17 protein-coding genes and 2 rRNA genes are annotated in these 20,610 nt (G+C 68.5%); 9 read left to right on the top strand and 10 right to left on the bottom strand.

Annotated features, from left to right (window positions below; all coding sequences use genetic code 11):
• Positions 1–25: 25 nt before the first annotated feature.
• Positions 26–2,215: a fatty acid oxidation complex subunit alpha FadB gene (gene fadB / locus FIU83_RS12320; RefSeq protein ID WP_152484312.1), complete on the bottom strand. Its 2,190-nt coding sequence runs from the start codon at positions 2,213–2,215 to the stop codon at positions 26–28.
• 144 nt (positions 2,216–2,359) lie between these two features.
• Here fadB and FIU83_RS12325 point away from each other — a divergent pair, with 144 nt between their 5' ends.
• Positions 2,360–3,637: a DUF5924 family protein gene (locus FIU83_RS12325; RefSeq protein WP_152484313.1), complete on the top strand. Its 1,278-nt coding sequence runs from the start codon at positions 2,360–2,362 to the stop codon at positions 3,635–3,637.
• 180 nt (positions 3,638–3,817) lie between these two features.
• Positions 3,818–4,261, top strand: coding sequence for a transcriptional regulator SlyA (gene slyA / locus FIU83_RS12330; protein ID WP_152484314.1), 444 nt, complete (start codon positions 3,818–3,820; stop codon positions 4,259–4,261).
• A gap of 6 nt (positions 4,262–4,267) precedes the next feature.
• On the opposite strand, the gene FIU83_RS12335 is transcribed toward slyA, so the two are convergent.
• Positions 4,268–4,798 carry a preprotein translocase subunit YajC gene (locus FIU83_RS12335; protein ID WP_152484315.1) on the bottom strand — a complete coding sequence of 177 codons (531 nt, stop codon included), beginning with the start codon at positions 4,796–4,798 and terminating at the stop codon, positions 4,268–4,270.
• Between the two features lie 106 nt (positions 4,799–4,904).
• On the opposite strand from FIU83_RS12335, the gene FIU83_RS12340 reads away from it, so the two are divergent.
• Positions 4,905–5,351 (top strand): universal stress protein, encoded by a 447-nt coding sequence (locus FIU83_RS12340; RefSeq protein ID WP_152484316.1) that lies wholly within the window; start codon positions 4,905–4,907, stop codon positions 5,349–5,351.
• Positions 5,352–5,418: 67 nt separating this feature from the next.
• Here the strand turns inward: FIU83_RS12340 and FIU83_RS12345 are convergent, their stop codons facing one another.
• Entirely contained in the window at positions 5,419–7,356 is a 1,938-nt protein-coding gene (locus tag FIU83_RS12345; RefSeq protein ID WP_152484317.1) for an ATP-binding cassette domain-containing protein, read from the bottom strand.
• A gap of 115 nt (positions 7,357–7,471) precedes the next feature.
• Between FIU83_RS12345 and FIU83_RS12350 the strand changes: the two genes are divergently transcribed.
• Both FIU83_RS12350 and FIU83_RS12355 read left to right on the top strand, forming a co-directional pair.
• A complete protein-coding gene (locus FIU83_RS12350) occupies positions 7,472–8,359 on the top strand; it encodes a TatD family hydrolase (RefSeq protein ID WP_253939465.1) in 888 nt (295 codons plus the stop codon).
• Between the two features lies 1 nt (position 8,360).
• Positions 8,361–8,915 carry a hypothetical protein gene (locus FIU83_RS12355; protein WP_253939466.1) on the top strand — a complete coding sequence of 185 codons (555 nt, stop codon included), beginning with the start codon at positions 8,361–8,363 and terminating at the stop codon, positions 8,913–8,915.
• 23 nt (positions 8,916–8,938) lie between these two features.
• Here the strand turns inward: FIU83_RS12355 and FIU83_RS12360 are convergent, their stop codons facing one another.
• Both FIU83_RS12360 and FIU83_RS12365 read right to left on the bottom strand, forming a co-directional pair.
• Positions 8,939–11,137, bottom strand: coding sequence for a thiamine pyrophosphate-dependent enzyme (locus FIU83_RS12360; protein ID WP_152484319.1), 2,199 nt, complete (start codon positions 11,135–11,137; stop codon positions 8,939–8,941).
• Positions 11,138–11,171: 34 nt separating this feature from the next.
• Positions 11,172–11,756 carry an elongation factor P hydroxylase gene (locus tag FIU83_RS12365; RefSeq protein ID WP_152484320.1) on the bottom strand — a complete coding sequence of 195 codons (585 nt, stop codon included), beginning with the start codon at positions 11,754–11,756 and terminating at the stop codon, positions 11,172–11,174.
• Between the two features lie 205 nt (positions 11,757–11,961).
• Between FIU83_RS12365 and FIU83_RS12370 the strand changes: the two genes are divergently transcribed.
• The 3 genes from FIU83_RS12370 to FIU83_RS12380 all read left to right on the top strand — a co-directional run bounded on the left by FIU83_RS12370 (position 11,962) and on the right by FIU83_RS12380 (position 15,233).
• A complete protein-coding gene (locus FIU83_RS12370; protein WP_253939597.1) occupies positions 11,962–13,353 on the top strand; it encodes an MATE family efflux transporter in 1,392 nt (463 codons plus the stop codon).
• The gene (locus FIU83_RS12375) at positions 13,325–14,407 is read left to right on the top strand and encodes a DUF3080 family protein (RefSeq protein ID WP_152484322.1); all 1,083 of its coding nucleotides are present in this window, start codon (positions 13,325–13,327) and stop codon (positions 14,405–14,407) included. The genes FIU83_RS12370 and FIU83_RS12375 overlap by 29 nt, the downstream gene beginning before the upstream one ends.
• Before the next feature lie 97 nt (positions 14,408–14,504).
• Positions 14,505–15,233, top strand: coding sequence for a hypothetical protein (locus FIU83_RS12380; protein WP_152484323.1), 729 nt, complete (start codon positions 14,505–14,507; stop codon positions 15,231–15,233).
• Between the two features lie 15 nt (positions 15,234–15,248).
• Here the strand turns inward: FIU83_RS12380 and tusA are convergent, their stop codons facing one another.
• The gene (gene tusA / locus FIU83_RS12385) at positions 15,249–15,500 is read right to left on the bottom strand and encodes a sulfurtransferase TusA (RefSeq protein ID WP_152484324.1); all 252 of its coding nucleotides are present in this window, start codon (positions 15,498–15,500) and stop codon (positions 15,249–15,251) included.
• Between the two features lie 42 nt (positions 15,501–15,542).
• Between tusA and FIU83_RS12390 the strand changes: the two genes are divergently transcribed.
• On the top strand, positions 15,543–15,833 hold the full coding sequence (locus FIU83_RS12390; protein ID WP_152484325.1) for an antibiotic biosynthesis monooxygenase: 291 nt from the start codon (positions 15,543–15,545) through the stop codon (positions 15,831–15,833).
• Positions 15,834–15,845: 12 nt separating this feature from the next.
• Here FIU83_RS12390 and rlmM read toward each other — a convergent pair whose 3' ends face one another.
• From rlmM to FIU83_RS12410, 4 genes are all read right to left on the bottom strand, one after another.
• Positions 15,846–16,913, bottom strand: coding sequence for a 23S rRNA (cytidine(2498)-2'-O)-methyltransferase RlmM (gene rlmM / locus FIU83_RS12395; RefSeq protein ID WP_152484326.1), 1,068 nt, complete (start codon positions 16,911–16,913; stop codon positions 15,846–15,848).
• Positions 16,897–17,340 (bottom strand): DUF2721 domain-containing protein, encoded by a 444-nt coding sequence (locus tag FIU83_RS12400; protein WP_152484327.1) that lies wholly within the window; start codon positions 17,338–17,340, stop codon positions 16,897–16,899. The genes rlmM and FIU83_RS12400 overlap by 17 nt, the downstream gene beginning before the upstream one ends.
• A 109-nt stretch (positions 17,341–17,449) precedes the next feature.
• Positions 17,450–17,565, bottom strand: a 5S ribosomal RNA gene (rrf, locus tag FIU83_RS12405).
• Positions 17,566–17,646: 81 nt separating this feature from the next.
• A 23S ribosomal RNA gene (locus FIU83_RS12410) occupies positions 17,647–20,535 on the bottom strand.
• Positions 20,536–20,610: the final 75 nt, after the last annotated feature.

Here is a 20,610-nt window from a genome sequence, read left to right on the forward strand (position 1 = left end):
TGTCCGACACTCGCGGATCGTGGCATCAGGCCCGGGACGGGGCGGGATAGAAGCGCTCGCCGGCCTTGGCCATGGCGCGCAGCTTGTCGGTCGGGGCATAGAGGGGCCCCAGCGCCTCGGCCAGGCGGTCGGCCTGCTCGACGAAGGCCGACGGCCCCATGGCGTCGATGTAGCGCAGGGCGCCGCCGCGGAACGGCGGGAAGCCGATGCCGTAGATCAGCGCCATGTCGGCCTCGGCGGGCGTGCCGACGATGTCGTCCTCGAGGCAGCGCACGGCCTCCAGGCAGAGCGGGACCATCATGCGGGCGATGATCTCCTCGTCGCCGAACTCGCGCTCGCCCTCGGAAAGCTCCCTGACCAGCGCGATGGCCGCCTCGTCCTCGAGCTTCTTCGGCTTGCCCTTGCGGTCCTCCTCGTAGGCGTAGAAGCCCTTGGCGTTCTTCTGGCCCAGGCGGTCCTGGTCGACCATCGCCTGGATGACGCTGCGGTCGGCGTCACCGACCAGGCCGGCCATGCGCTCCGGGAAGCCCTCGGCCATCACCTCGCCGGCGTGCAGGGCGGTGTCCATGCCCACCACGTCGAGCAGGTAGGCGGGCCCCATCGGCCAGCCGAAGCGTTCCATCACCTTGTCGATGCGCCGGAAGTCGGCGCCCTGGGCGACCAGCTGACTGAAGCCGCCGAAGTAGGGGAAGAGCACGCGGTTGACCAGGAAGCCCGGGCAGTCGTTGACCACGATGGGGGTCTTGCCCATGGCGCGGGCGTAGGCCACGGTCGCCGCCACGGCGGCGTCGCCGGTCTTCTCGCCGCGGATGACCTCGACCAGCGGCATGCGGTGCACCGGATTGAAGAAGTGCATGCCGCAGAAGTTCTCCGGGCGCTTGAGGTTCTCGGCCAGGCGCGTGATCGAGATGGTCGAGGTGTTGGAGGTGAGGATCGTCGCCTCGCCGACCCGGCCCTCCACCTCGGTGAGCACGGCGTCCTTGACCTTGGGGTTCTCGACCACCGCCTCGACCACCAGATCCACCTGCTCGAAGTCGCCGTAGGAGAGCGTCGGGCGGATGTTGGTCAGCCGCTCGGCCATCGCCTCGCTGGAGAGCTTGCCGCGTTCGACCTGCTTGGCGAACAGCTTGCGCGCCTCCTTGAGGCCGAGCGCGATGGCCTCTTCCCTGATGTCCTTCATCAGGATCGGCGTGCCCTTGGCGGCGCTCTGGTAGGCGATGCCGCCGCCCATGATGCCGGCGCCCAGCACCGCGGCCTGCTCGACCGGACGGGCCTGGCGCTCGTAACGGCTGCCCTTCTTCTTGACCAGCTGATCGTTCAGGAACAGCCCGACCAGGTGGAAGGCCACCTCGCTCATCGCCAGCTTGACGAAGGCCTGGCTCTCGATGGCCTGGGCCCGCTCGCGGGTCTCGCCGGCCCCTTTCTGGATGACCTTGATGGCCTCCACCGGGGCCGGATAGTGCGGGCCCGCCTTGCCGGCCACGTAGCCCTTGGCGGTCTCGAAGGTCATCATCTGCTCGATGGGACCAAGGTTCAGCGGCGCCTGCTTCTGCGCCCGGCGTCCCCGGTAGTCGATCTCGCCGTCACGGGCGCGGGCCAGCAGGTCCAGCGCGGCCGCCTCGAGCTCCGCCCGGGGCACCACCGCCTCCACGGCGCCCATCTCGAGGGCCGCCGCGGCGCGGTTGTCCTTGCCCCCGGCGATCCACTCCACAGCGTTGTCGGCGCCGATCAGGCGCGGCAGGCGCACGCAGCCGCCCCAGCCTGGCAGGATCCCGAGCCGGGTCTCGGGCAGGCCGATCTTCGCCGACTCGGCCATGACGCGAAAGTCGGTGGTCAGCGCCAGCTCGCAGCCGCCGCCCAGCGCCAGGCCGTTGATCGCGGTGACGGTGGGAAACGGCAGGTCCTCGATGGCGTTGAAGATGCCGTGCACGCGCTCGAGCATGGCCGCGAGCGACTCGCCGCCCTGCTCGAACATGCCGTGAAACTCGGTGATGTCGGCCCCGACGATGAAGGCCTCCTTGGCGCTGTCGATCATCAGCCCCGCGAGGCCGGGCGCCGCGCGGATCGCCTCGACCGCCCGGCCGAGCTCCTCGATCACGGCGCTGGAGAGCGTGTTGACGGACCCGTCCTTCAGATCGAGGGTCAGCCTGGCGATATCCTCGCCGCCACCCTCGACACCCCGCGCCACCGTGATGGCATTGCCTTGATAGATCATCCACGAATCTCCCTGCAGGAATTCATACGGCCGTTTGATTTCCGACAGCTTGGGACACTCCCGCGCCCACGTCAAGCCCGTTCCATCCGTCGCAAGCGAGCCAGCGACTCACCCTCGCCGGTGCCCTGCTGCTAAGCTAGCGCCATGACGCGAGCCCCCGATATCGATCCCTCCTCCTCCCCTGATGCGCCGCCCTCTGGCGAGCCGCCATCGCGGCTGGCGATCTGGCAGGCTCGCCTCGAGCGGCTGCTGGCGCGGTTGCACCCCTGGCGCTGGCTATGGCCGCCGATGGCGCTGGCGGCGGGCCTGGCCAGCTTCTTCCTGGTGGAGCGCCAGCAGTGGCTGGGCGCCATGCTCGCCCTGGGCATGCTGATGGCCTGGCTCCTGCTGCTCTCCGAGGGCCTGATCGGCCGCCTGCTGGTGCGTCGCGGCTACCCGGCGCTGCCCCGCGGGGTGACCGCCTTCATCGCCCAGCTGATCCACCAGGAGACCCTCTTCTTCACCCTGCCCTTCCTGCTCGCCACCACCGTCTGGGCGAGCGGCCAGGCGCTCTTCACCCTGCTGATCCTGGCCATGGCGCTGCTGTCGATCCTCGACCCGCTCTACTACCGGCTGGCCGAGCGCCATCGCTGGCTCTACTTCGCCTTCCACGCCCAGTGCGTCTTCGTGGTGGTGCTGGTCACCCTGCCGACCCTGCTTCAGCTGACCACCGGCCAGAGCCTGGTGCTGGCCATCCTGGCCATGCTGCTGTTCAGCCTTCCGAGCCTGGTGCATCTGCTGCGCCCGCTGACGCGCCCCCGTCTGCTGGCGATGCTCGCCCTGCTGCCGCTGCTCGCGGGGGCGGCCTGGACCGGCCGGACCTGGGTGCCGCCGGCCAGCCTCTGGATCTCGGGCAGCGCGCTCTCCCCGGACTTCGCGCGCCAGGCGCGCCATCCCCAGGGCAGCACGCCGCTGACCCCCGCGGCCCTGACCGGCCAGGGGCTCTATGCCTACACGGCGATCCATGCGCCGCGCGGACTGAACGAGGAGGTGGTGCATGTCTGGCGCCAGGATGGCGTGGAGGTCGATCGCATCCCGCTGTCGATCCGGGGCGGGCGCGCGGCGGGCTACCGGGCCTGGAGCCACAAGCAGAACTTTCCGGAGGACCCACGCGGCGCCTGGCGCATCGACGTGATGACCGACAGCGGCCAGCGCATCGGCATGCTGCGCTTCACCGTCAGCGAGGATAAGGAGGCGGCCACCCTGGCCGATGGCACGATCCACGCGCCCTCCGGCATTCCGGGACTAGACCTTCGCAGGCTGCTGCCGAAGCCGGCCTCGCCCGACGATGCTTCACCCGACGATGCCTCGCGCTCCGCGGGCCAGGCGGGCCCGGGGGCGGTGACACCGACGGACGAGGAGGCGAGCGACGCGCAGCGCTGACGCCGCGCGCGACGTCCTCGCGAGTCGGCGGGGCGGGCATCGAGGGCTGGCTCGTCGAGGTCACGGTCGAGAGAGAAGGCGGGTAATGCGGGGGCACCGCCGGTGAAATGGTAAGCCTGCTTGCATTTAACGCCGGTGGTTCCGACAATCCCGTCAGATTTCCTACGGATGCACAGACCCATGCCACAGAACATCGGCTTCCAGCTGTCTCGCGTGCCGCGCCTGTGGCGCGCCGTCATCGACCGCCGCCTGGCTCCCCTGGGCCTGACCCAGACGCGCTGGATCACCCTCTACCACCTCTGGCGCCTCGGCGATGGCCAGCCCCAGTGCGATCTGGCCCGTGCCATCGGCGTCGAGGCGCCCTCCCTGGTGCGCACCCTCGACCAGCTCTCCGAGCAGGGGCTGATCGAGCGGCGCGGCTGCGACCAAGACCGGCGGACCAAGCGGATCTTCCTCACCGAGGAGGCCACGCCCCTGCTGCAGCAGATCGATGCGGTGGTCAACCAGGCGCGCAGCGAGATGCTGGCCGGCCTCGACGCCGACGACGTGGCGCACCTGGCGAGCCTGCTGTCGCGGATCGAGGAGAACGGCCTGGCGATCCAGGCCCGCGAAGCCCAGGAGTGAGCGGCCTCAGCGCGGCATCGAGGGCGAGTCGGCCTGACGGCTCGACCGATCGGGGCGCCCCGAGAGGGCGTCGCGCAGCGCCGTGAGCCGCGCCAGCAGCTGCGGAAGGGCCTCGACCGCCAGCGACTCCCCCCACCACAGGGTCAGGGCGTGATCGCCGGACTCCAGCACCATCGCGTCCCGGGGCAGTGCCGCCAGGGCCTCCTCCAGCCGGGCGAGGGCCTCGTCCGGCAGCGGGCGCAGCGGCTCGACGCGCCAGCGCCACCCCGCCCGGAAGGGCTTCAGCGCGGCGCTGGCGGCCTCCTCGCGCACCAGCACGAAGTCGGGCCCCGGGTGCTGCTGGGGATAGGACCAGCGGTAGGCCGCCACGGGCCCACCCACGCCGTGCAGCGGCGGCGACTCGAGCCGCACCGTCACTTCCGCCTGGCGCGCAGCCGCGCGCAGCCGGCCCATGCGCCGCTGGGCGGGCGATGGCTTGAGCCACATCACCGGGGCGAACACCAGCCCGACGATGGCGATGATGAGTAACCAGACCATGGGGTCACCTCGCTGAATATTGACGCAAGTCGTTGTCTTGTCTTGGCAGGCGTCCTAGAGTTGAAGCACCCACTGATACGCTGGACGCGGTACGGAGAGTCACACCATGAGCAACGAATATCGTCATGTCCTGGTCGCCGTCGACCTGACCAAGGACTCCCACAAGGTACTCGAGCGCGCGATGCAGATCGCCGATCGCAACGAGGCCAAGCTGTCCATCATGCACACCCTGGAACCGCTCGGCTTCGCCTACGGCGGCGACATTCCCATGGACCTGACCAGCATCCAGGACCAGCTCGACGAGCACGCCAAGCAGCGCCTCGCCGAGATCGCCGACAGCCACGTCACCCGCGAGAACCAGCACGTGGTGGTCGGCATGCCGGATACCGAGATCCACCGCTTCTCCGAGGAGAACGACGTCGACCTGATCGTGGTCGGCTCCCACGGCCGCCACGGCTTCGCCCTGCTGCTGGGCTCCACCTCCACCGGCGTGCTGCACGGCGCCCAGTGCGACGTGCTCGCCGTGCGGGTGGGGGCCAAGAGCGAGGAGTGACCCGTCACACCGCGCTCGTTGTCTGGAAAAGGCGCCCTCGGGCGCCTTTTTCGTGGGCGGGCGCGGCTCATTCGCCGGCGGCCATCGCCTCCAGCTCCATCCAGCGCTCCATGGCCGCATCCAGCGCGGCCTGGGTGTCGTTCAGCGCCTGCAGGGTGGCGGCGACGGTGTCCGCCTCCTGCTGATAGAAGGCGGGCGAGCCCACCTGCTCCTCGAAGGCCGCCACCTCGGCCTCGAGGCGCTCGATCTCGGCGGGCAGGCCGTCGAGCTCGCGCTGCAGCTTGTAGGAGAGCTTGACCCGCTTGGGCGCCGCCGGAGACGGGGCCGCCTCGCTCGCTGCCTCGGAGGTCTCGACAGGCGCGTCCGCCGCGGCCGTCGGCTCGACGCCCTGGCGGGCCGCCCCCTCCCAGGGCGCCGGCGGCAGCTTGCCGCCCTGGCGCACCCAGTCGGTGTAACCGCCCACGTACTCGCGCACCCGGCCCTCGCCCTCGAAGGCCAGCACGCTGGTCACCACGTTGTCCATGAAGGCCCGGTCGTGGGAGACCAGCAGCAGGGTGCCGTCGAAGTCCAGCAGCAGCTCCTCGAGCAGCTCCAGGGTCTCGACGTCCAGGTCGTTGGTCGGCTCGTCGAGCACCAGCACGTTGGCCGGCTGGGTGAACAGCTTGGCCAGCAGCAGGCGGTTGGACTCGCCGCCCGAGAGCGCCTTGACCGGCTGGCGCACCCGGTCCGGGGTGAACAGGAAGTCCTGCAGGTAGCTCATCACGTGGCGGTCCCGGCCCCCCACGCTGATGCGATCGCTGCCCTGGGCGACGTTGTCGTAGACGGTCTTCTCGAGCTCCAGGCCGGCGCGCAGCTGGTCGAAGTAGGCCACCTGGAGCTTGGTGCCGAGCAGCACCTGCCCCTCGGTGGGCGCGAGTTCGCCGAGCAGGATCTTGAGCAGGGTGGTCTTGCCGGCGCCGTTGCGGCCGATGAAGCCGAGCCGGTCGCCGCGCTGGATCTCGAGGCTCAGGTCGTCGATCACCACCTCGTCGCCGAAGCGCTGGGTGACGTGGGAGAGTTCCACGACCCGCTTGCCGCTGCGCGCGCCGCTGTCCACGGAGAGCGCGGCCTTGCCCTGACGCTCCCGGCGCTCGCTGCGCTCCCGGCGCAGCTGCTGCAGCGCCCGCACCCGGCCCTCGTTGCGGGTCCGCCGCGCCTTGATGCCCTGGCGGATCCACGCCTCCTCCCGGGCGAGCTTCTTGTCGAACTCGGCGTTCTCCCGGGCCTCGACCTCGAGCTCGTGCTGCTTCTGGGCCTGATAGGCGGCGTAGTCGCCGGGGTAGCGGCCGAGGCGCCCGCGGTCGAGCTCGAGGATGTGGGTGGCGAGCTTCGAGAGGAAGGCGCGGTCGTGGGTGATGAAGAGCACGGCGCCGTTGAAGTCGGCGAGCTGCTCCTCCAGCCAGGCGATGGTGTCCAGGTCCAGGTGGTTGGTGGGCTCGTCGAGCAGCAGCAGGTCGGGCTCGGCGACCAGCGCCCGGGCGAGCGCCACGCGCCGGCGCCAGCCGCCGGAGAGATCGGCCATGGCGGCGTCCTCGGGCAGCCCCAGCCGGGTCAGCACCACGTCGATGCGCTGGTGGAAGGACCAGCCGTCGATGGCCTCGATGCGGGTCTGCAGCCGGGCCATGCGCTCCATGTCCGGCTCGGCCTCGTGGATCAGGTGATGGTACTCGGAGAGCAGCTCGCCGGCCTCGGGCAGCCCCTGGGCCACCACGTCGAAGATCGTCTGGCCGCAGGCGTCCGGCAGCTCCTGGGCGAGCACGCCGATCTTGAGGCCCGGGGCGCGCCAGATGTGGCCGCCGTCGGCCTGGATCTCGCCCGCCACGATCTTCAGCAGGGTCGACTTGCCGGTGCCGTTGCGCCCCACCAGGGCCAGGCGTTCGCCCTTCTCCAGCACCAGGTCGGCGCCGTCGAGCAGTACGTGGGTACCGTAAGCCAGTTGCAGCTGTTCCAGTCGTAGCAGGGTCACGCGTTCACCTCGTCGTTCATCAAGGGCGCTAGTGTAACGCATGGCCGGGCCGGCGTGGCCCCACCCCCGCCCTCCCGGGTACAATGCGCGCCCGCTTTCACAGGAGTGTTCCGCCGTGGCCGACGCGACGCCCCCCTTCGACGACGTGCTGCCCGAGGCGCTGAGGTTGTGTTCACCGGCCCCGCTGGTCGACATCGGCGCCAACCTGACCCACGAGAGCTTCGCCCGCGACCTCGAGGCGACGCTTGAGCGCGCCCGGGCGGCCAACGTGACCACCCTGATCCTCACCGGCACCGACCGCGAGCACGCCGAGCAGGCCATCGCCCTGGCGCGCCGCTACCTGGGGCTCTATGCCACCGCCGGCGTGCACCCCCACGATGCCAGCCGCTGGTCGCCGAGCCTCGCCGCCGCCATGGGCGAGCTCCACCGCGCCCCGGAGGTGGTCGCGGTGGGCGAGTGCGGCCTGGACTTCAACCGCAACTTCTCGACGCCGGCCGAGCAGGAGCGCGCCTTCGAGGCCCAGCTCGGGCTCGCCGCCGAGAGCGGCAAGCCGCTGTTCCTCCACGAGCGCGACGCCGGACGGCGCATGCGCGAGATGCTGCACGCCTGGCGCGACGACATCCCGGATGCCGTGATCCACTGCTTCACCGCCGACCGCGAGACGCTCTACGGCTACCGCGACCTCGACCTGCACATCGGCCTGACCGGCTGGCTCTGCGACGAGCGCCGCGGCCACCACCTGCGCGAGCTGGTCGGCGAGATTCCGCTGGACCGGCTGATGGTCGAGACCGACTGTCCCTATCTGCTGCCGCGCAATTTACCTGCCAAACTCAAGGGCAGGCGCCACGAGCCGGCCCTGCTGCCCTGGATCGTGCGCGAGATCGCCCACTGGCGAGGGATTGACGAGGCCGCCCTGGCGCAGGCCACCACGGCCACCGCCCGCGCCTTCTTCCGCCTGCCGGAAGACCCGACACGCCCCGACACCGAACACGAGGACTTGTGACATGGCCGGTTCCGGCACCAACGAGACGCCCGGCTTCATCGCCGTGGAGACCGGCGACGACGATGGCCTGCCCCTGGCGATCGCCTGGACGCTGCCCGACGGACGCATCAAGCACACCCTGATCCAGCCCGACGACGACTGGCTCGACGGCGAGATGCACTCGCTGGGCGGCTACAGCCTGGAGGAGCTGACCAGCATCGGGGTGAGCCCGCTGGACGTGATCCGCGAGCTGGAGAACGACCACTTCAACCAGACCCTCTATACCGCGGGCGTCGGCGACGACGAGGCGGCCATCTCGCGGCTCTTCGACACCTACGGCCTCGACCCCTTCGTGGAGCTGGCTCCGGCCGAGAGCCTCTACGGCGACCTCGCCCCCGGGGACTGGCCCCGCGCCCGGGGCGACCTGTTCGGCGAGCTCGGCCTCGAGCCGCTGCGCCCCGAGCACGAGGTGGAGGTGATGCTTCACCTTCACCTGCGTCTCGCCCCCGGCGGCGAGGCGCGCGAGGTGGAACCCTTCGACGGCCGGCTGATGGACGGCGCCGACGTCGACGACTGAGCCCGCCCCCGGGCGGTGTCGGCCTAGCGGCCGTCGCCCGGCGAGGAGGCGCCACCGACCGGCCGCGCCAGCAGGGCGCGCGCCGCCTCGACGATGCCCTCCACCGAGGGCAGGGTGAGCGTGGCGGCCGGCCCCAGGGCGATGAAGCTGTCCTCGGCGGTCAGCCGCGCCAGACGCTCCCCGGCCATGCCGCCCTCCACCAGCCCGGTGACCAGCGCCTCGCTCGGCGAGCCGCTGCGGCGGCACTCGTCCACGATCAATACCCGCGCGCAGTCGGCCACCCGGTCGTGCAGGGCCGCGTGGTCGAGGGGGGTGAGCCAGCGCAGGTCGATGATGCGCACCGCGATCCCCTCGTCCGCGAGGCGCGCCGCCGCCCGCCGCGACAGCGCGATCCCGTTGCCGTAGCCGACGATCGCCAGGTCGCGCCCCTCCCCCCACTGGCCGAGCGTGCCCACCGGCAGGCGATAGTCCGGGCCCGGATCGACGCCGCAGGCGAGCTCGTCGCCTGCCTCCAGCAGGTCCCGGGCGTGGTAGCGGGCGATCGGTTCGAGGATCACCACCACCCGCTGCTCCTCGTCGGCCAGGCGCACCGCCTCCTGCAGGAGCCCCACCGCCTCGACCCCGTCCGACGGGCAGGCCACCAGCAGGCCGGGGATGTCGCGCAACACGGCGATGGCGTTGTCGTTGTGGAAGTGCCCACCGAAGCCCTTCTGGTAGCCGAGCCCGGCGATGCGCACCACCAGCGGATTGGCGTACTGGCCCGAGGAGAAGAAGCTCAGGGTCGCCGCCTCGCCGCGCAGCTGGTCCTCGGCGTTGTGCAGGTAGGCGAGGAACTGGATCTCGAGGATCGGCACCAGGCCGCTCTGGGCCAGTCCGATGCCGAGCCCGAGGATGCTCTGCTCGTCGAGCAGGGTATCGATCACCCGGTGCGGCCCGAAGCGCGCCTGCAGCCGCTGGGTGACGCCGTAGACCCCGCCCTTGCGCCCGATGTCCTCCCCCGCCATCACCAGGTGCGGATGGCACGCCATCAGCCGCGCCAGCGCCTGGTTGATCAGCCGGGCCATGGGCGACGGCGTGGCATCGACCTCGCCCCGCCAGGGCCGCCGGCGCCCCTTCCGCGGCGGCGGCACGATGCTCGCCATCACCTCCCGCGCGCTCGACAGTGTCGGCCGGCCCACCGCGACCTCGGCCTCGTGGGCCACTTGCTCGCCGATGGCCCGGTAGCGTTCGGCGATCTCGTCCGCCGAGAGCAGGCCGTGGCGACGCAGCAGCCCGGCGCTGACCAGCAAGGGGTCCCGCGCCTCGTCGGTCGCGATGCGCGCGGCCGTACGATAGGCCTGCTCGGCGTCCGACCCGGCATGGCCGAAGAGGCGCACGCAGCGCAGGTGCAGGAACACCGGCTGGCGGCGACGACGGGCGATGCGCTCCGCCTCGCGGGCCGCCCGCCAGGTGTCCAGCAGGTCCAGGCCGTCGCCGGCGACGTAGTGAATGCCGGGGCGGGCGCGCATGCTGGCCGCGATCCAGCCGGGCGGCGTGGGCATGGAGACGCCGAGGCCGTTGTCCTCGCAGACCAGCAGCAGCGGCATGGGCGCGCCCTGGAAGGCGGCCCAGCCCGCGGCGTTGAGGGCCCCCTGGGCCGTGGAGTGGTTGAAGGAGGCGTCGCCGAAGCTGCAGACCACCACGGCGTCCGCCGGCCACGCACCGCCGCCTCCCAGGCGCCGCCAGAGGCCGAGGGCGTGGGCCGCGCCCACCGCCTTGGGCAGGTGGGAGGCGATGGTGCTGGTCTGGGGCGGAATGTGCAGGGCCCTGGATCCCAGCACCTTGTGACGCCCCCCGGAGATCGGATCGTCGCTCGAGGCGACGAAGCTCAGCAGCAGGTCGCGGATCGGCGTCTGGTGAGCCACGGCGCGGCTGCGCTCGATCAGGAAGGCGGCGTCGCGGTAGTGCAGGAAGGCCGGATCATCGGGGCGCAGGGCCCGGGCGACGGCCGCGTTGCCCTCGTGGCCGGCGCTGCCGATGGTATAGAACCCCTCGCCCCGGGCCTGCAGGCGGCGGGCCATGAGGTCGAGATGGCGGCTGGTCAGCTGGGACTCGAACAGCGCGATCAGCGCCAGGCCATCGAGCCCGACCTCGTCGAGCCCGAGCCGCCGGTTGGGAGCGGGCCAGTCGTCGCGGCGCAGGGCATCGCGGAAGCGCTGTTCCTGGGGCAGGACGTCGGCCACGGGCGGCCTCCGGTCGGCGGCGGATGCCTACAGCCTAGTCGACCGCCTCCGGCCGCCGCGACTCGGCCGGCGCCTGCGGCTCAAGCAATTCACGTCCGGCGGCCACGGCGGCCGCCAGGGGCTCGCCGTCACGGTAGAAGGCGGCCAGCGCACGACGGAAGGCCGCCGCCCGCGCCGGCAGCCCCTCCCGCAGGTAGCGCTCGGCACGCGCCTCGACCCGGGCCCGGAAGCCCTCGCGATCGACCCGGACGTCGCCCAGGTTGTCGACGCTGACGTTGAAGGGCAGCCCGCAGGCCTCGGCGAAGAGTCGCTCCAGCGCCTGGGGCGCCACCTCCACCGCCTCGAACTGGCGCTGCTGGTCGGCGTCACGGCCGTCGGGCAGGTACCAGTAGCCGTAATCCTCGAGCCGGCGACGCCGCGCCCCGGCGATGCACCAGTGGCTGACCTCGTGCAGGGCGCTGGCGAAGAAGCCCCGGGCGAAGATCACCCGGTGCCAGGGATTCGCCTCGTCCGCGGGCAGGTAGAGCGGCTCGTCGCCGCCGCGCACCAGCCGCGTCCCGAAGGTCGGCTGGAAGAGGCCGTCGAACAGGGCGATGACATCCTCGAGTCGGTGATCCACGCTGGCTCCTCGGGGCGCAAAAGGGGCCATTATAGGCGTCGGGCGGGCGGAGCGAAAATCGCCGCCGGCTGATAGACTGAGCGCCGTCTCGGCGCACGTCATGGAGCGACGCCGCCCTCCCTTCCCCCTCGCCGCATGGAGCCTCGCCGTGGTGCCGTCCCTCTCACGCCTTCTGACCACCGGACGCCGGGAAACCCCCGCCCTGATGCGCCTGGCCCTGCCGATCTGCGGGGCCCAGCTAGCCCAGGCCGGCATGAGCGTCGTGGACGTGATGATGACCGGGCGGCTCAGCGCCACGGACCTGGCGGCGGTCTCGGTGGGCGCGAGCCTGTGGCTGCCGCTGATGCTGTTCATGACCGGCACCCTGATGGGCCTGACGCCGATCGTCGCCCAGCTGCTCGGCGGCGGGCGCACCGCGGCCATCCGGCCCAGCGTCCACCAGGCCCTGTGGGTGGCCCTGGCACTGGGCATCGCCGCCGCGCTGCTGCTGTGGAGCGTGGTGATGCCGATCTTCCACCTGATGGCGGTGCCCGAGGAGGTCGCCGGGCGCGCCACGGGCTACCTGGCGGCGCTGGCCTTCGGCATGCCCGGGGTGGCGCTCTTCCAGGCGCTGCGCGCCTTCTCGGACGGCATGAACCACACCCGGCCGTCACTCTGGATCAGCCTGGTCGGCCTCGGCGTCAACATCCCCTGCAACTTCGTGCTGATCTACGGCGGCGATGGGCTCACGGGGCTGTTCGGCGCCGGGCTGCCCGCCTGGCTGCAGGACCTGCCCGCCCTCGGGGCGCTGGGCTGCGGCATCGCCACGGCGATCTCGATGTGGGTGATGAGCCTGACCATGTTCGCCTATACCCGCCGCGCCAGGGCCTACGGCGACATCGACCTGTGGCGAGCGCCCTCCCCACCCCGCTGGGCGCTGATCGCGGAGCTGCTGCGCGTCGGCGTGCCGATCGGCGTGGCGATCTTCGTCGAGGTGACGCTCTTCACGCTGATCGCGCTGTTCGTGGCGAGCCTCGGCGAGATTACCGTGGCGGCCCACCAGGTGGCGCTCAACTACACCTCCATCCTCTTCATGCTGCCGCTGTCGCTGGGCATGGCGCTGACCGTGCGAGTCGGCAACACCCTCGGCCAGGGGCGTCCCGACCTGGCTCGCCTGGTGGCCTGGAACGGCATCCTGGTCTCGCTGGGCGTGGCCGGACTCAACAGCCTGCTGCTGTGGCTCACGGCCGAGCCGGTGATCGCGCTCTACACGCACAACGACGAGGTGGCCCGCCTGACCCTGTCGCTGGTCGGCCTGGCGATGCTCTACCAGGTCTCGGACGCGCTGCAGGTCAACCTGGCCGGGGCGCTGCGCGGCTACAAGGACACCCGCATCATCATGCTGATCACCCTGCTGGCCTACTGGCTGGTGGGACTGGGAGGCGGTCACTGGCTCGGCCAGGTCGGCCTAGACGGCTGGATCGCGCCGCAGGGCGTGCACGGCTACTGGATCGGCCTGGTGGCCGGCCTGACCACCGCCGCGGTACTGTTGGGGGAGCGACTCCGACGCATCGGCAAGGCGAGGGCCCATGACAGCTTCGAGATCTCCCGCGACTGAGCCCCCACGCCGGCCCCGGCATGGTGGGAGGCACCTGCTGGCGGCCGCGGCCGTGGCGCTGCTGGCCGGCTGCGGCGAGGGCGGTAGCGAGGCGCTGCTGGGCGACTACCAGCGGCACCTGGCCGACACCCTGGCCCTCGAGGCATCGCCCCGGGCCGACCCGGAAAACATCGGCGCCTTCCCCGAGCCGGAGCAGCGGATCCTCGAGGTCGCCGAGACCCGCGAGGGCATGCTCGACGTCTACGCCCTGCGCGGCTGCCACATCGCCAGCCTGGTGGCGGGACGCAACAACCAGCTGGGGCGGGTGGCACCGCCCAGCCAGCGCTGGCTCTACGAGCTCGAGCTGTGGCGGCAGCTCAGCGCGTGCTGGAACACCGAGGTGCCGGCGACGCTCTCCGAGGCCAGCCGGGAGCGGCTCTCGCGGCTCACCGATATCAAGACCGAGCAGCTGCCGCGGGTGAGCTGGAACGCGCTGTTCGCCTCCGAGGAGTGGGTCAAGAACTTCTCCCGGGCCAGCGCTCCCCTCGCCCCCGAGGCCCTCGACGAGGCGACCACGCGCAGCGCGGCACTGGCCTACCTGCGCGAGGCGACCCTGCGCCAGTTCGATCCCGACTGGGCCGCCGACTCCGCCACCCTGGAGGGCCACTTCAAGACCCTCCAGGAACGTCCGTTCTCCGCCGAGCTGCTGCGCACCCTGCTGCTGGCCGAGCAGCGCCTGGACGAGGCCTCGGCGCTGATCGAGCAGGCCCTGGCCCGCCCCGACGAGCAGGCCTGTCCCGGCGATCCCGCGCGACTGGAGAACGCCCCCGAGGCCCAGCGCCTGACCGAGTGGCTGGCGCGCCTGGAGCGCTCGGCCCGCCACTGGCTCGAGGCCATCGATGCCCTGCTCGATGCCCAGCTGGCCGCGCCGCCGGCGGTCGCCGAGTACCGCCGCGAGTGGCTGTCCCTCGAGCACTCCGCGGCGCCCTTGCCGGCCTTCGCCGAGGCCCGCGACCAGCACCAGTCCCTGGTCTCACGCCTCCGCCGCCGCTGCCAATCCATCGCCGGGACTTAACCTCGGCAATCACTCTGTGCTATTGATGAAGCAACAGTGACGCAGTGCGCTGCTGACCAGGCCGATGCCGCGACCACGCAGCACTTGGAGGGACATCATGGGAATCCCGCAGTCACCCCGCAGCGCTCGAGTCATCGATCTCGAGGCCATGCGCCAACGCCAGCTGGCACGTCGGCGGCTGGTTCGCCTCTCGCCCGAGCTGGACAACCTGGAGATGGTCTATCGCCTCTCCTCGGATGACGACACCCTCTACGGCATGCCCCTGCTGGCGTGGGGCCTGCAGGAAGATGGCGAGGTCGTGGGCCTGGTGCCCTGGATGGAGGCCCTGACCCCCTGTCACCGCCTCGACGACGCCGACCACGGCCACTTCGTCGGCTATCGCGACCCGGAGACCGAGGAGCTCTTCGAGCAGGCGCCGGAGCACAAGGTGCTGGAGCTCCAACATGCCGCGGCCTACTTCGACTACGAGGAGACCGACGAGACCACGCTGATCCAGCAGCTCCCGGAGACGCAGGGCACCCACGCCCTGTGCATGGACGAGAGTGACGCGCCCTGGCAGCTCAAGCAGGTCTTCGGCTGGCGGCTCTACAGCGACGGGACGGTGGAGGCCCTGCTCGCCGACGAACGCCTGATCGAGACGACGCCGATCCTGCCAGGCGACCCCTGCCTCTACCCCGGCCACAGCCAGCACCGGGTGGTCTACTTCTTCCAGCGCCAGATCGCCAGTCGCATCCGCCAGGAGGATCCCACCACCCTCGAGGCCCTGGCGCTGATGGTCATGCCGGACGGCGACACGGCCTCCGGCACCGAGCCGGGAAGCGAGTAAGGGAGCGGACGCGCCTCAGCCGAGGCGAATCAGGTAGCGGTAGTGGCCGTCGTCCTCGCTCTGATGGATCAGCTCATGGCCGAGAAAGCTGCAGAACTTGGGAATATCACGGGTCGTGGCCGGGTCGCTGGCCACCACCTCGAGCACCTCACCCGGGGACATGTCGCGCACCCGATTGTGCATCAGCATGATCGGCTCGGGGCAGTAGAGCCCGGTGGTGTCGAGTCGTGCATCAGTGGGCGGCAGGGAATCCGCGGAATCAACCATCGATGACCTCGTTGCAGGACAGGAAAGTAGGAGCGTAACCGGATGATCAAGATCATTATCGAACGACGTATCATGCCCGGCCTGGAGGAAGAATACGAGGCGGCCGCCCGGGACGCCATGCGCCACTCCCTCGGCGCGCCGGGCTTCGTCGGGGGCGAGAGTCTCGTCGAGTTCGGCCACAGCGATCGACGCCTGATGATCACCAAGTGGCGCGACCTGCGCGCCTGGAAGGCGTGGTACCAGAGCGAGACCCGCGCCCGCGTGATGCAGGGGCTGCTGCCGCTGCTGACCGAGGACGAGCGCATTCGAGTCTACGAGGCGGCCACCGCCTGAGGGCGCTCGCCGTCAATCCCGCAGTCGCACGTGCACCGTCACCTCTTCACGGTCGTGGTAGAGGTGGCGGCACGCCACCTCCGCGCGGACGCCGGCCTCGGCGAGCGCCGACTCGAGGCGTGACAGGCAGTCGGCGACCTCCTGCCAGCGACGCTTCATCGGCAGCTTGAGGTTGAACACCGCCTCGCGACACCAGCGGCGCACCAGCCAGCGCTGGACCATCGCCATCACCTTCGACGGCTGGTCGACGATATCGCAGACCAGCCAGTCGAGCCGCCCGGGCGGCGCCCAGACGAAGCCGTCCTCGCGCAGGTGCTCGACCATCCCGGTGGCCATCAGCCCCTTGTCCATGGGGCCGTTGTCGATGGCGTAGACGTGCATGCCGCGCTGGACCAGCTGCCAGGTCCAGCCCCCGGGCGCCGCGCCCAGGTCGGCCGCCTGCATGCCCTCCCCCAGCCGCGCGTCCCACTCGTCTCGCGGCACGAACTCGTGCCAGGCCTCCTCCAGCTTGAGCGTGGAGCGGCTGGGCGCCGCGTGGGGAAAGCGCAGTCGACGGATGCCCCCCAGCAGGTCGCTTCGGTTGCCGGGGAAGCTCATGCCGAGTTGGACCCGGTCGCCGTCGCTCCACAGCAGGTGCAGGCGACGCCCCCCCGCCTTGCGCCTGAGGGCGCCGCGTTTCTTCAGCGTCGACTCCAGCGGTCGCTTCAGCGCCTTGATCAGGCCGGCCAGGGCCTTGGCCTCGTTGGTATCGGGAGTCTCCTGCCACAGCGACTCGAAGCTCCAGCCGCTCTCCTTCACCTGCTCGAGGATGGGCGACAGACGATCCTCCCGGGAGAGCGTCAGCGGCGGCAGGGCCACCAGGCTCTGGCGCGCGAACACCAGGCCGGCGAGCGGCAGGTCCCGATGCAGGCCGTTGGCCGGCTCGCCGCCCTCGACCAGGAAGCGCACGTAGCCCCCACCGGCTGGGTAATCGGCGGTGCCGGCTCGGCCGTGCGCCGCGGCCTTGTCGGTGATCTCGGCGGCCAGGTCCGGTTCGAAGCCCGGACGGCAGTAGAGCAGCAGTTCACTCGGCGGGGTCATGGTGTTCCTTGCTCGACGTGGGTCGCCGGGGACCGGATGCCACCAGCGCCTCGATGTCCTGAAGCTGGACGTTGAGGGCATTGGTGGAGATCTGGATCTCCCAGCAGGAGTAGATGAGCGAGATGGAGAGCAGGACCAGGCTGGCCCCGAACAGCACCAGGCCCGGCAGGTTCAGCGACAGGAAGAGCGCAAACATCGAGAGGGTGCAGAGCAGAAAGCTGAGCACGCCGGCCAGCTGCATCCGCTTGGTCAGGGAGATGCGCCGGCGCAGCAGCACGATCTGCTTGGCATTGCCCTCATGGTGCTGGGTGCGCTCCTCGTCGGCCAGCTTGCGAATCAGCTGGGCCAGGGTGAGGAAGCGGTTGGTATAGGCCAGCAGCAGCAGCGAGATGGCGGGAAACAGCAGGGCAGGAGTGGTCAGCGTCACGGGCGATCTCCAGGATGAGGGCTACGCTCATGGCGACAGTCGTTACCGTCGCGGGCTCAACATGAAAAAACCCCGAGCTCATTGAGCTCGGGGTTTTCTCGGAATAGGTGCCTGACGATGACCTACTCTCGCATGGGGAGACCCCACACTACCATCGGCGCTGATCGGTTTCACTGCTGAGTTCGGCATGGGATCAGGTGGTTCCCGTACGCTATGGTCGTCAGGCGAAAAACGGTGAATCATGCTGACGAGATCGTCTCGCGTATCCGTCTGTCGGTTGCCATCGGCAGACCGCTTGGGTGTTATATGGTCAAGCCTCACGGGCCATTAGTACCGGTTAGCTCAACGCCTTGCAGCGCTTCCACACCCGGCCTATCAACCAGCTGGTCTTGCTGGGCCCTTCAGGAGGCTCGAGGCCTCGGGGAGATCTCATCTTGAAGGGGGCTTCCCGCTTAGATGCTTTCAGCGGTTATCCCGTCCGCACATAGCTACCCGGCAATGCCACTGGCGTGACAACCGGAACACCAGAGGTGCGTCCACTCCGGTCCTCTCGTACTAGGAGCAGCACTTCTCAAATCTCCAACGCCCACGGCAGATAGGGACCGAACTGTCTCACGACGTTCTAAACCCAGCTCGCGTACCACTTTAAATGGCGAACAGCCATACCCTTGGGACCGACTTCAGCCCCAGGATGTGATGAGCCGACATCGAGGTGCCAAACACCGCCGTCGATGTGAACTCTTGGGCGGTATCAGCCTGTTATCCCCGGAGTACCTTTTATCCGTTGAGCGATGGCCCTTCCATACAGAACCACCGGATCACTAGAACCTACTTTCGTACCTGCTCGACGTGTCTGTCTCGCAGTTAAGCACCCTTATGCTCTTGCACTCAATGCACGATTTCCAACCGTGCTGAGGGTACCTTCGTGCTCCTCCGTTACGCTTTGGGAGGAGACCGCCCCAGTCAAACTACCCACCACACACGGTCCTCGATCCGGATAACGGACCTGAGTTAGAACGCCAATGATGCCAGGCTGGTATTTCAAGGTTGGCTCCACCGTGGCTGGCGCCACGGTTTCCAAGCCTCCCAGCTATCCTACACAAGCAACATCAGCGTCCAGTGTGAAGCTATAGTAAAGGTTCACGGGGTCTTTCCGTCTAGCCGCGGGTACACAGCATCTTCACTGCGATTTCAATTTCACTGAGTCTCGGGTGGAGACAGCGTGGCCATCATTACGCCATTCGTGCAGGTCGGAACTTACCCGACAAGGAATTTCGCTACCTTAGGACCGTTATAGTTACGGCCGCCGTTTACCGGGGCTTCGATCAGGAGCTTCGCTTACGCTAACACCATCAATTAACCTTCCGGCACCGGGCAGGCGTCATACCCTATACGTCCGCTTACGCGTTTGCAGAGTACTGTGTTTTTAATAAACAGTTGCAGCCACCTGGTATCTTCGACCGCTTCGCGCTTAGGGAGCAAGTCCCATCACGCTAGTGCGGCGTGCCTTCTCCCGAAGTTACGGCACCATTTTGCCTAGTTCCTTCACCCGAGTTCTCTCAAGCGCCTTGGTATTCTCTACCTGACCACCTGTGTCGGTTTGGGGTACGGTTCCACTGTATCTGAAGCTTAGAGGCTTTTCCTGGAAGCGTGGCATCGATGACTTCCAGACCGTAGTCTGTTCGTCTCGTCTCTCGGCGTTAAGGAACCGGATTTGCCTGATTCCTCGGCCTACTGACTTTCACCAGGACAACCAACGCCTGGCTCACCTAGCCTTCTTCGTCCCCCCATCGCAATACAGTGAAGTACGGGAATATTGACCCGTTTCCCATCGACTACGCCTTTCGGCCTCGCCTTAGGGGCCGACTCACTCTGCTCCGATTAGCGTCGAACAGAAACCCTTGGTCTTCCGGCGGGGGAGTTTTTCACTCCCCTTGTCGTTACTCATGTCAGCATTCGCACTCGTGATACCTCCAGCAAGCCTCTCGACTCACCTTCATCGGCGTACACGACGCTCCTCTACCGCTCATCCAGAGGATGAACCCGTAGCTTCGGTACCTGGTTTGAGCCCCGTTACATCTTCCGCGCAGGCCGACTCGACTAGTGAGCTATTACGCTTTCTTTAAAGGATGGCTGCTTCTAAGCCAACCTCCTAGCTGTCTGAGCCTTCCCACATCGTTTCCCACTTAACCAGGATTTGGGGACCTTAGCTGACGGTCTGGGTTGTTTCCCTTTTCACAACGGACGTTAGCACCCGCTGTGTGTCTCCCACGCGTCACTCACCGGTATTCGGAGTTTGCCTCGGGTTGGTAAGTCGGGATGACCCCCTAGCCGAAACAGTGCTCTACCCCCGGCGGCGCTACGTGAGGCGCTACCTAAATAGCTTTCGAGGAGAACCAGCTATCTCCGGGCTTGATTAGCCTTTCACTCCGATCCACAAGTCATCCAAATCTTTTTCAACAGATCCTGGTTCGGTCCTCCAGTTGATGTTACTCAACCTTCAACCTGCTCATGGATAGATCGCCCGGTTTCGGGTCTATTCCCAGCGACTGGTCGCCCAGTTAAGACTCGGTTTCCCTACGCCTCCCCTATACGGTTAAGCTCGCCACTGAAAATAAGTCGCTGACCCATTATACAAAAGGTACGCGGTCACCGAACGAGTCGGCTCCCACTGCTTGTACGCACACGGTTTCAGGATCTATTTCACTCCCCTCTCCGGGGTTCTTTTCGCCTTTCCCTCACGGTACTGGTTCACTATCGGTCAGCCAGGAGTATTTAGCCTTGGAGGATGGTCCCCCCGTCTTCAGTCAAGGTTTCTCGTGCCCCGACCTACTCGATTTCACACCAATCGGATTTCGACTACGGGGCTATCACCCTGTATCGCGTGGCTTCCCAACCACTTCGTCTATCGGTCATGGTGCTTAAGGGCTGGTCCCCGTTCGCTCGCCGCTACTAGGGGAATCTCGGTTGATTTCTTTTCCTCGGGGTAATGAGATGTTTCAGTTCCCCCGGTTCGCCTCCTGACACCTATGTATTCAGTGCAGGATACCCACGTTACCGTGGGTGGGTTTCCCCATTCAGAAATGCCCGGGTCGCAGGTTGTTTGCCACCTCGCCGAGCCTTATCGCAGGCTTCCACGTCTTTCATCGCCTCTGGCTGCCTAGGCATCCACCGTGTGCGCTTCATCGCTTGACCATATAACCCCAAGAGGTCTGGTCCGCGATGACAATCGACAATTGCCGGATACGCTTGAGACGTATCTCATGTTGC

This window comes from Halomonas sp. THAF5a (assembly GCF_009363755.1).
Lineage (GTDB): Bacteria > Pseudomonadota > Gammaproteobacteria > Pseudomonadales > Halomonadaceae > Halomonas.

What these genes read in the sequence shown, in the direction of transcription:
- fadB (WP_152484312.1), bottom strand. Translation starts at nt 2,215, where the DNA reads ATGATCTATCAAGGCAATGCCATCACGGTGGCGCGGGGTGTCGAGGGT.
- FIU83_RS12325 (WP_152484313.1), top strand. Translation starts at nt 2,360, where the DNA reads ATGACGCGAGCCCCCGATATCGATCCCTCCTCCTCCCCTGATGCGCCG.
- slyA (WP_152484314.1), top strand. Translation starts at nt 3,818, where the DNA reads ATGCCACAGAACATCGGCTTCCAGCTGTCTCGCGTGCCGCGCCTGTGG.
- FIU83_RS12335 (WP_152484315.1), bottom strand. Translation starts at nt 4,798, where the DNA reads ATGGTCTGGTTACTCATCATCGCCATCGTCGGGCTGGTGTTCGCCCCG.
- FIU83_RS12340 (WP_152484316.1), top strand. Translation starts at nt 4,905, where the DNA reads ATGAGCAACGAATATCGTCATGTCCTGGTCGCCGTCGACCTGACCAAG.
- FIU83_RS12355 (WP_253939466.1), top strand. Translation starts at nt 8,361, where the DNA reads ATGGCCGGTTCCGGCACCAACGAGACGCCCGGCTTCATCGCCGTGGAG.
- FIU83_RS12370 (WP_253939597.1), top strand. Translation starts at nt 11,962, where the DNA reads ATGCGCCTGGCCCTGCCGATCTGCGGGGCCCAGCTAGCCCAGGCCGGC.
- FIU83_RS12375 (WP_152484322.1), top strand. Translation starts at nt 13,325, where the DNA reads ATGACAGCTTCGAGATCTCCCGCGACTGAGCCCCCACGCCGGCCCCGG.
- FIU83_RS12380 (WP_152484323.1), top strand. Translation starts at nt 14,505, where the DNA reads ATGGGAATCCCGCAGTCACCCCGCAGCGCTCGAGTCATCGATCTCGAG.
- tusA (WP_152484324.1), bottom strand. Translation starts at nt 15,500, where the DNA reads ATGGTTGATTCCGCGGATTCCCTGCCGCCCACTGATGCACGACTCGAC.
- FIU83_RS12390 (WP_152484325.1), top strand. Translation starts at nt 15,543, where the DNA reads ATGATCAAGATCATTATCGAACGACGTATCATGCCCGGCCTGGAGGAA.
- rlmM (WP_152484326.1), bottom strand. Translation starts at nt 16,913, where the DNA reads ATGACCCCGCCGAGTGAACTGCTGCTCTACTGCCGTCCGGGCTTCGAA.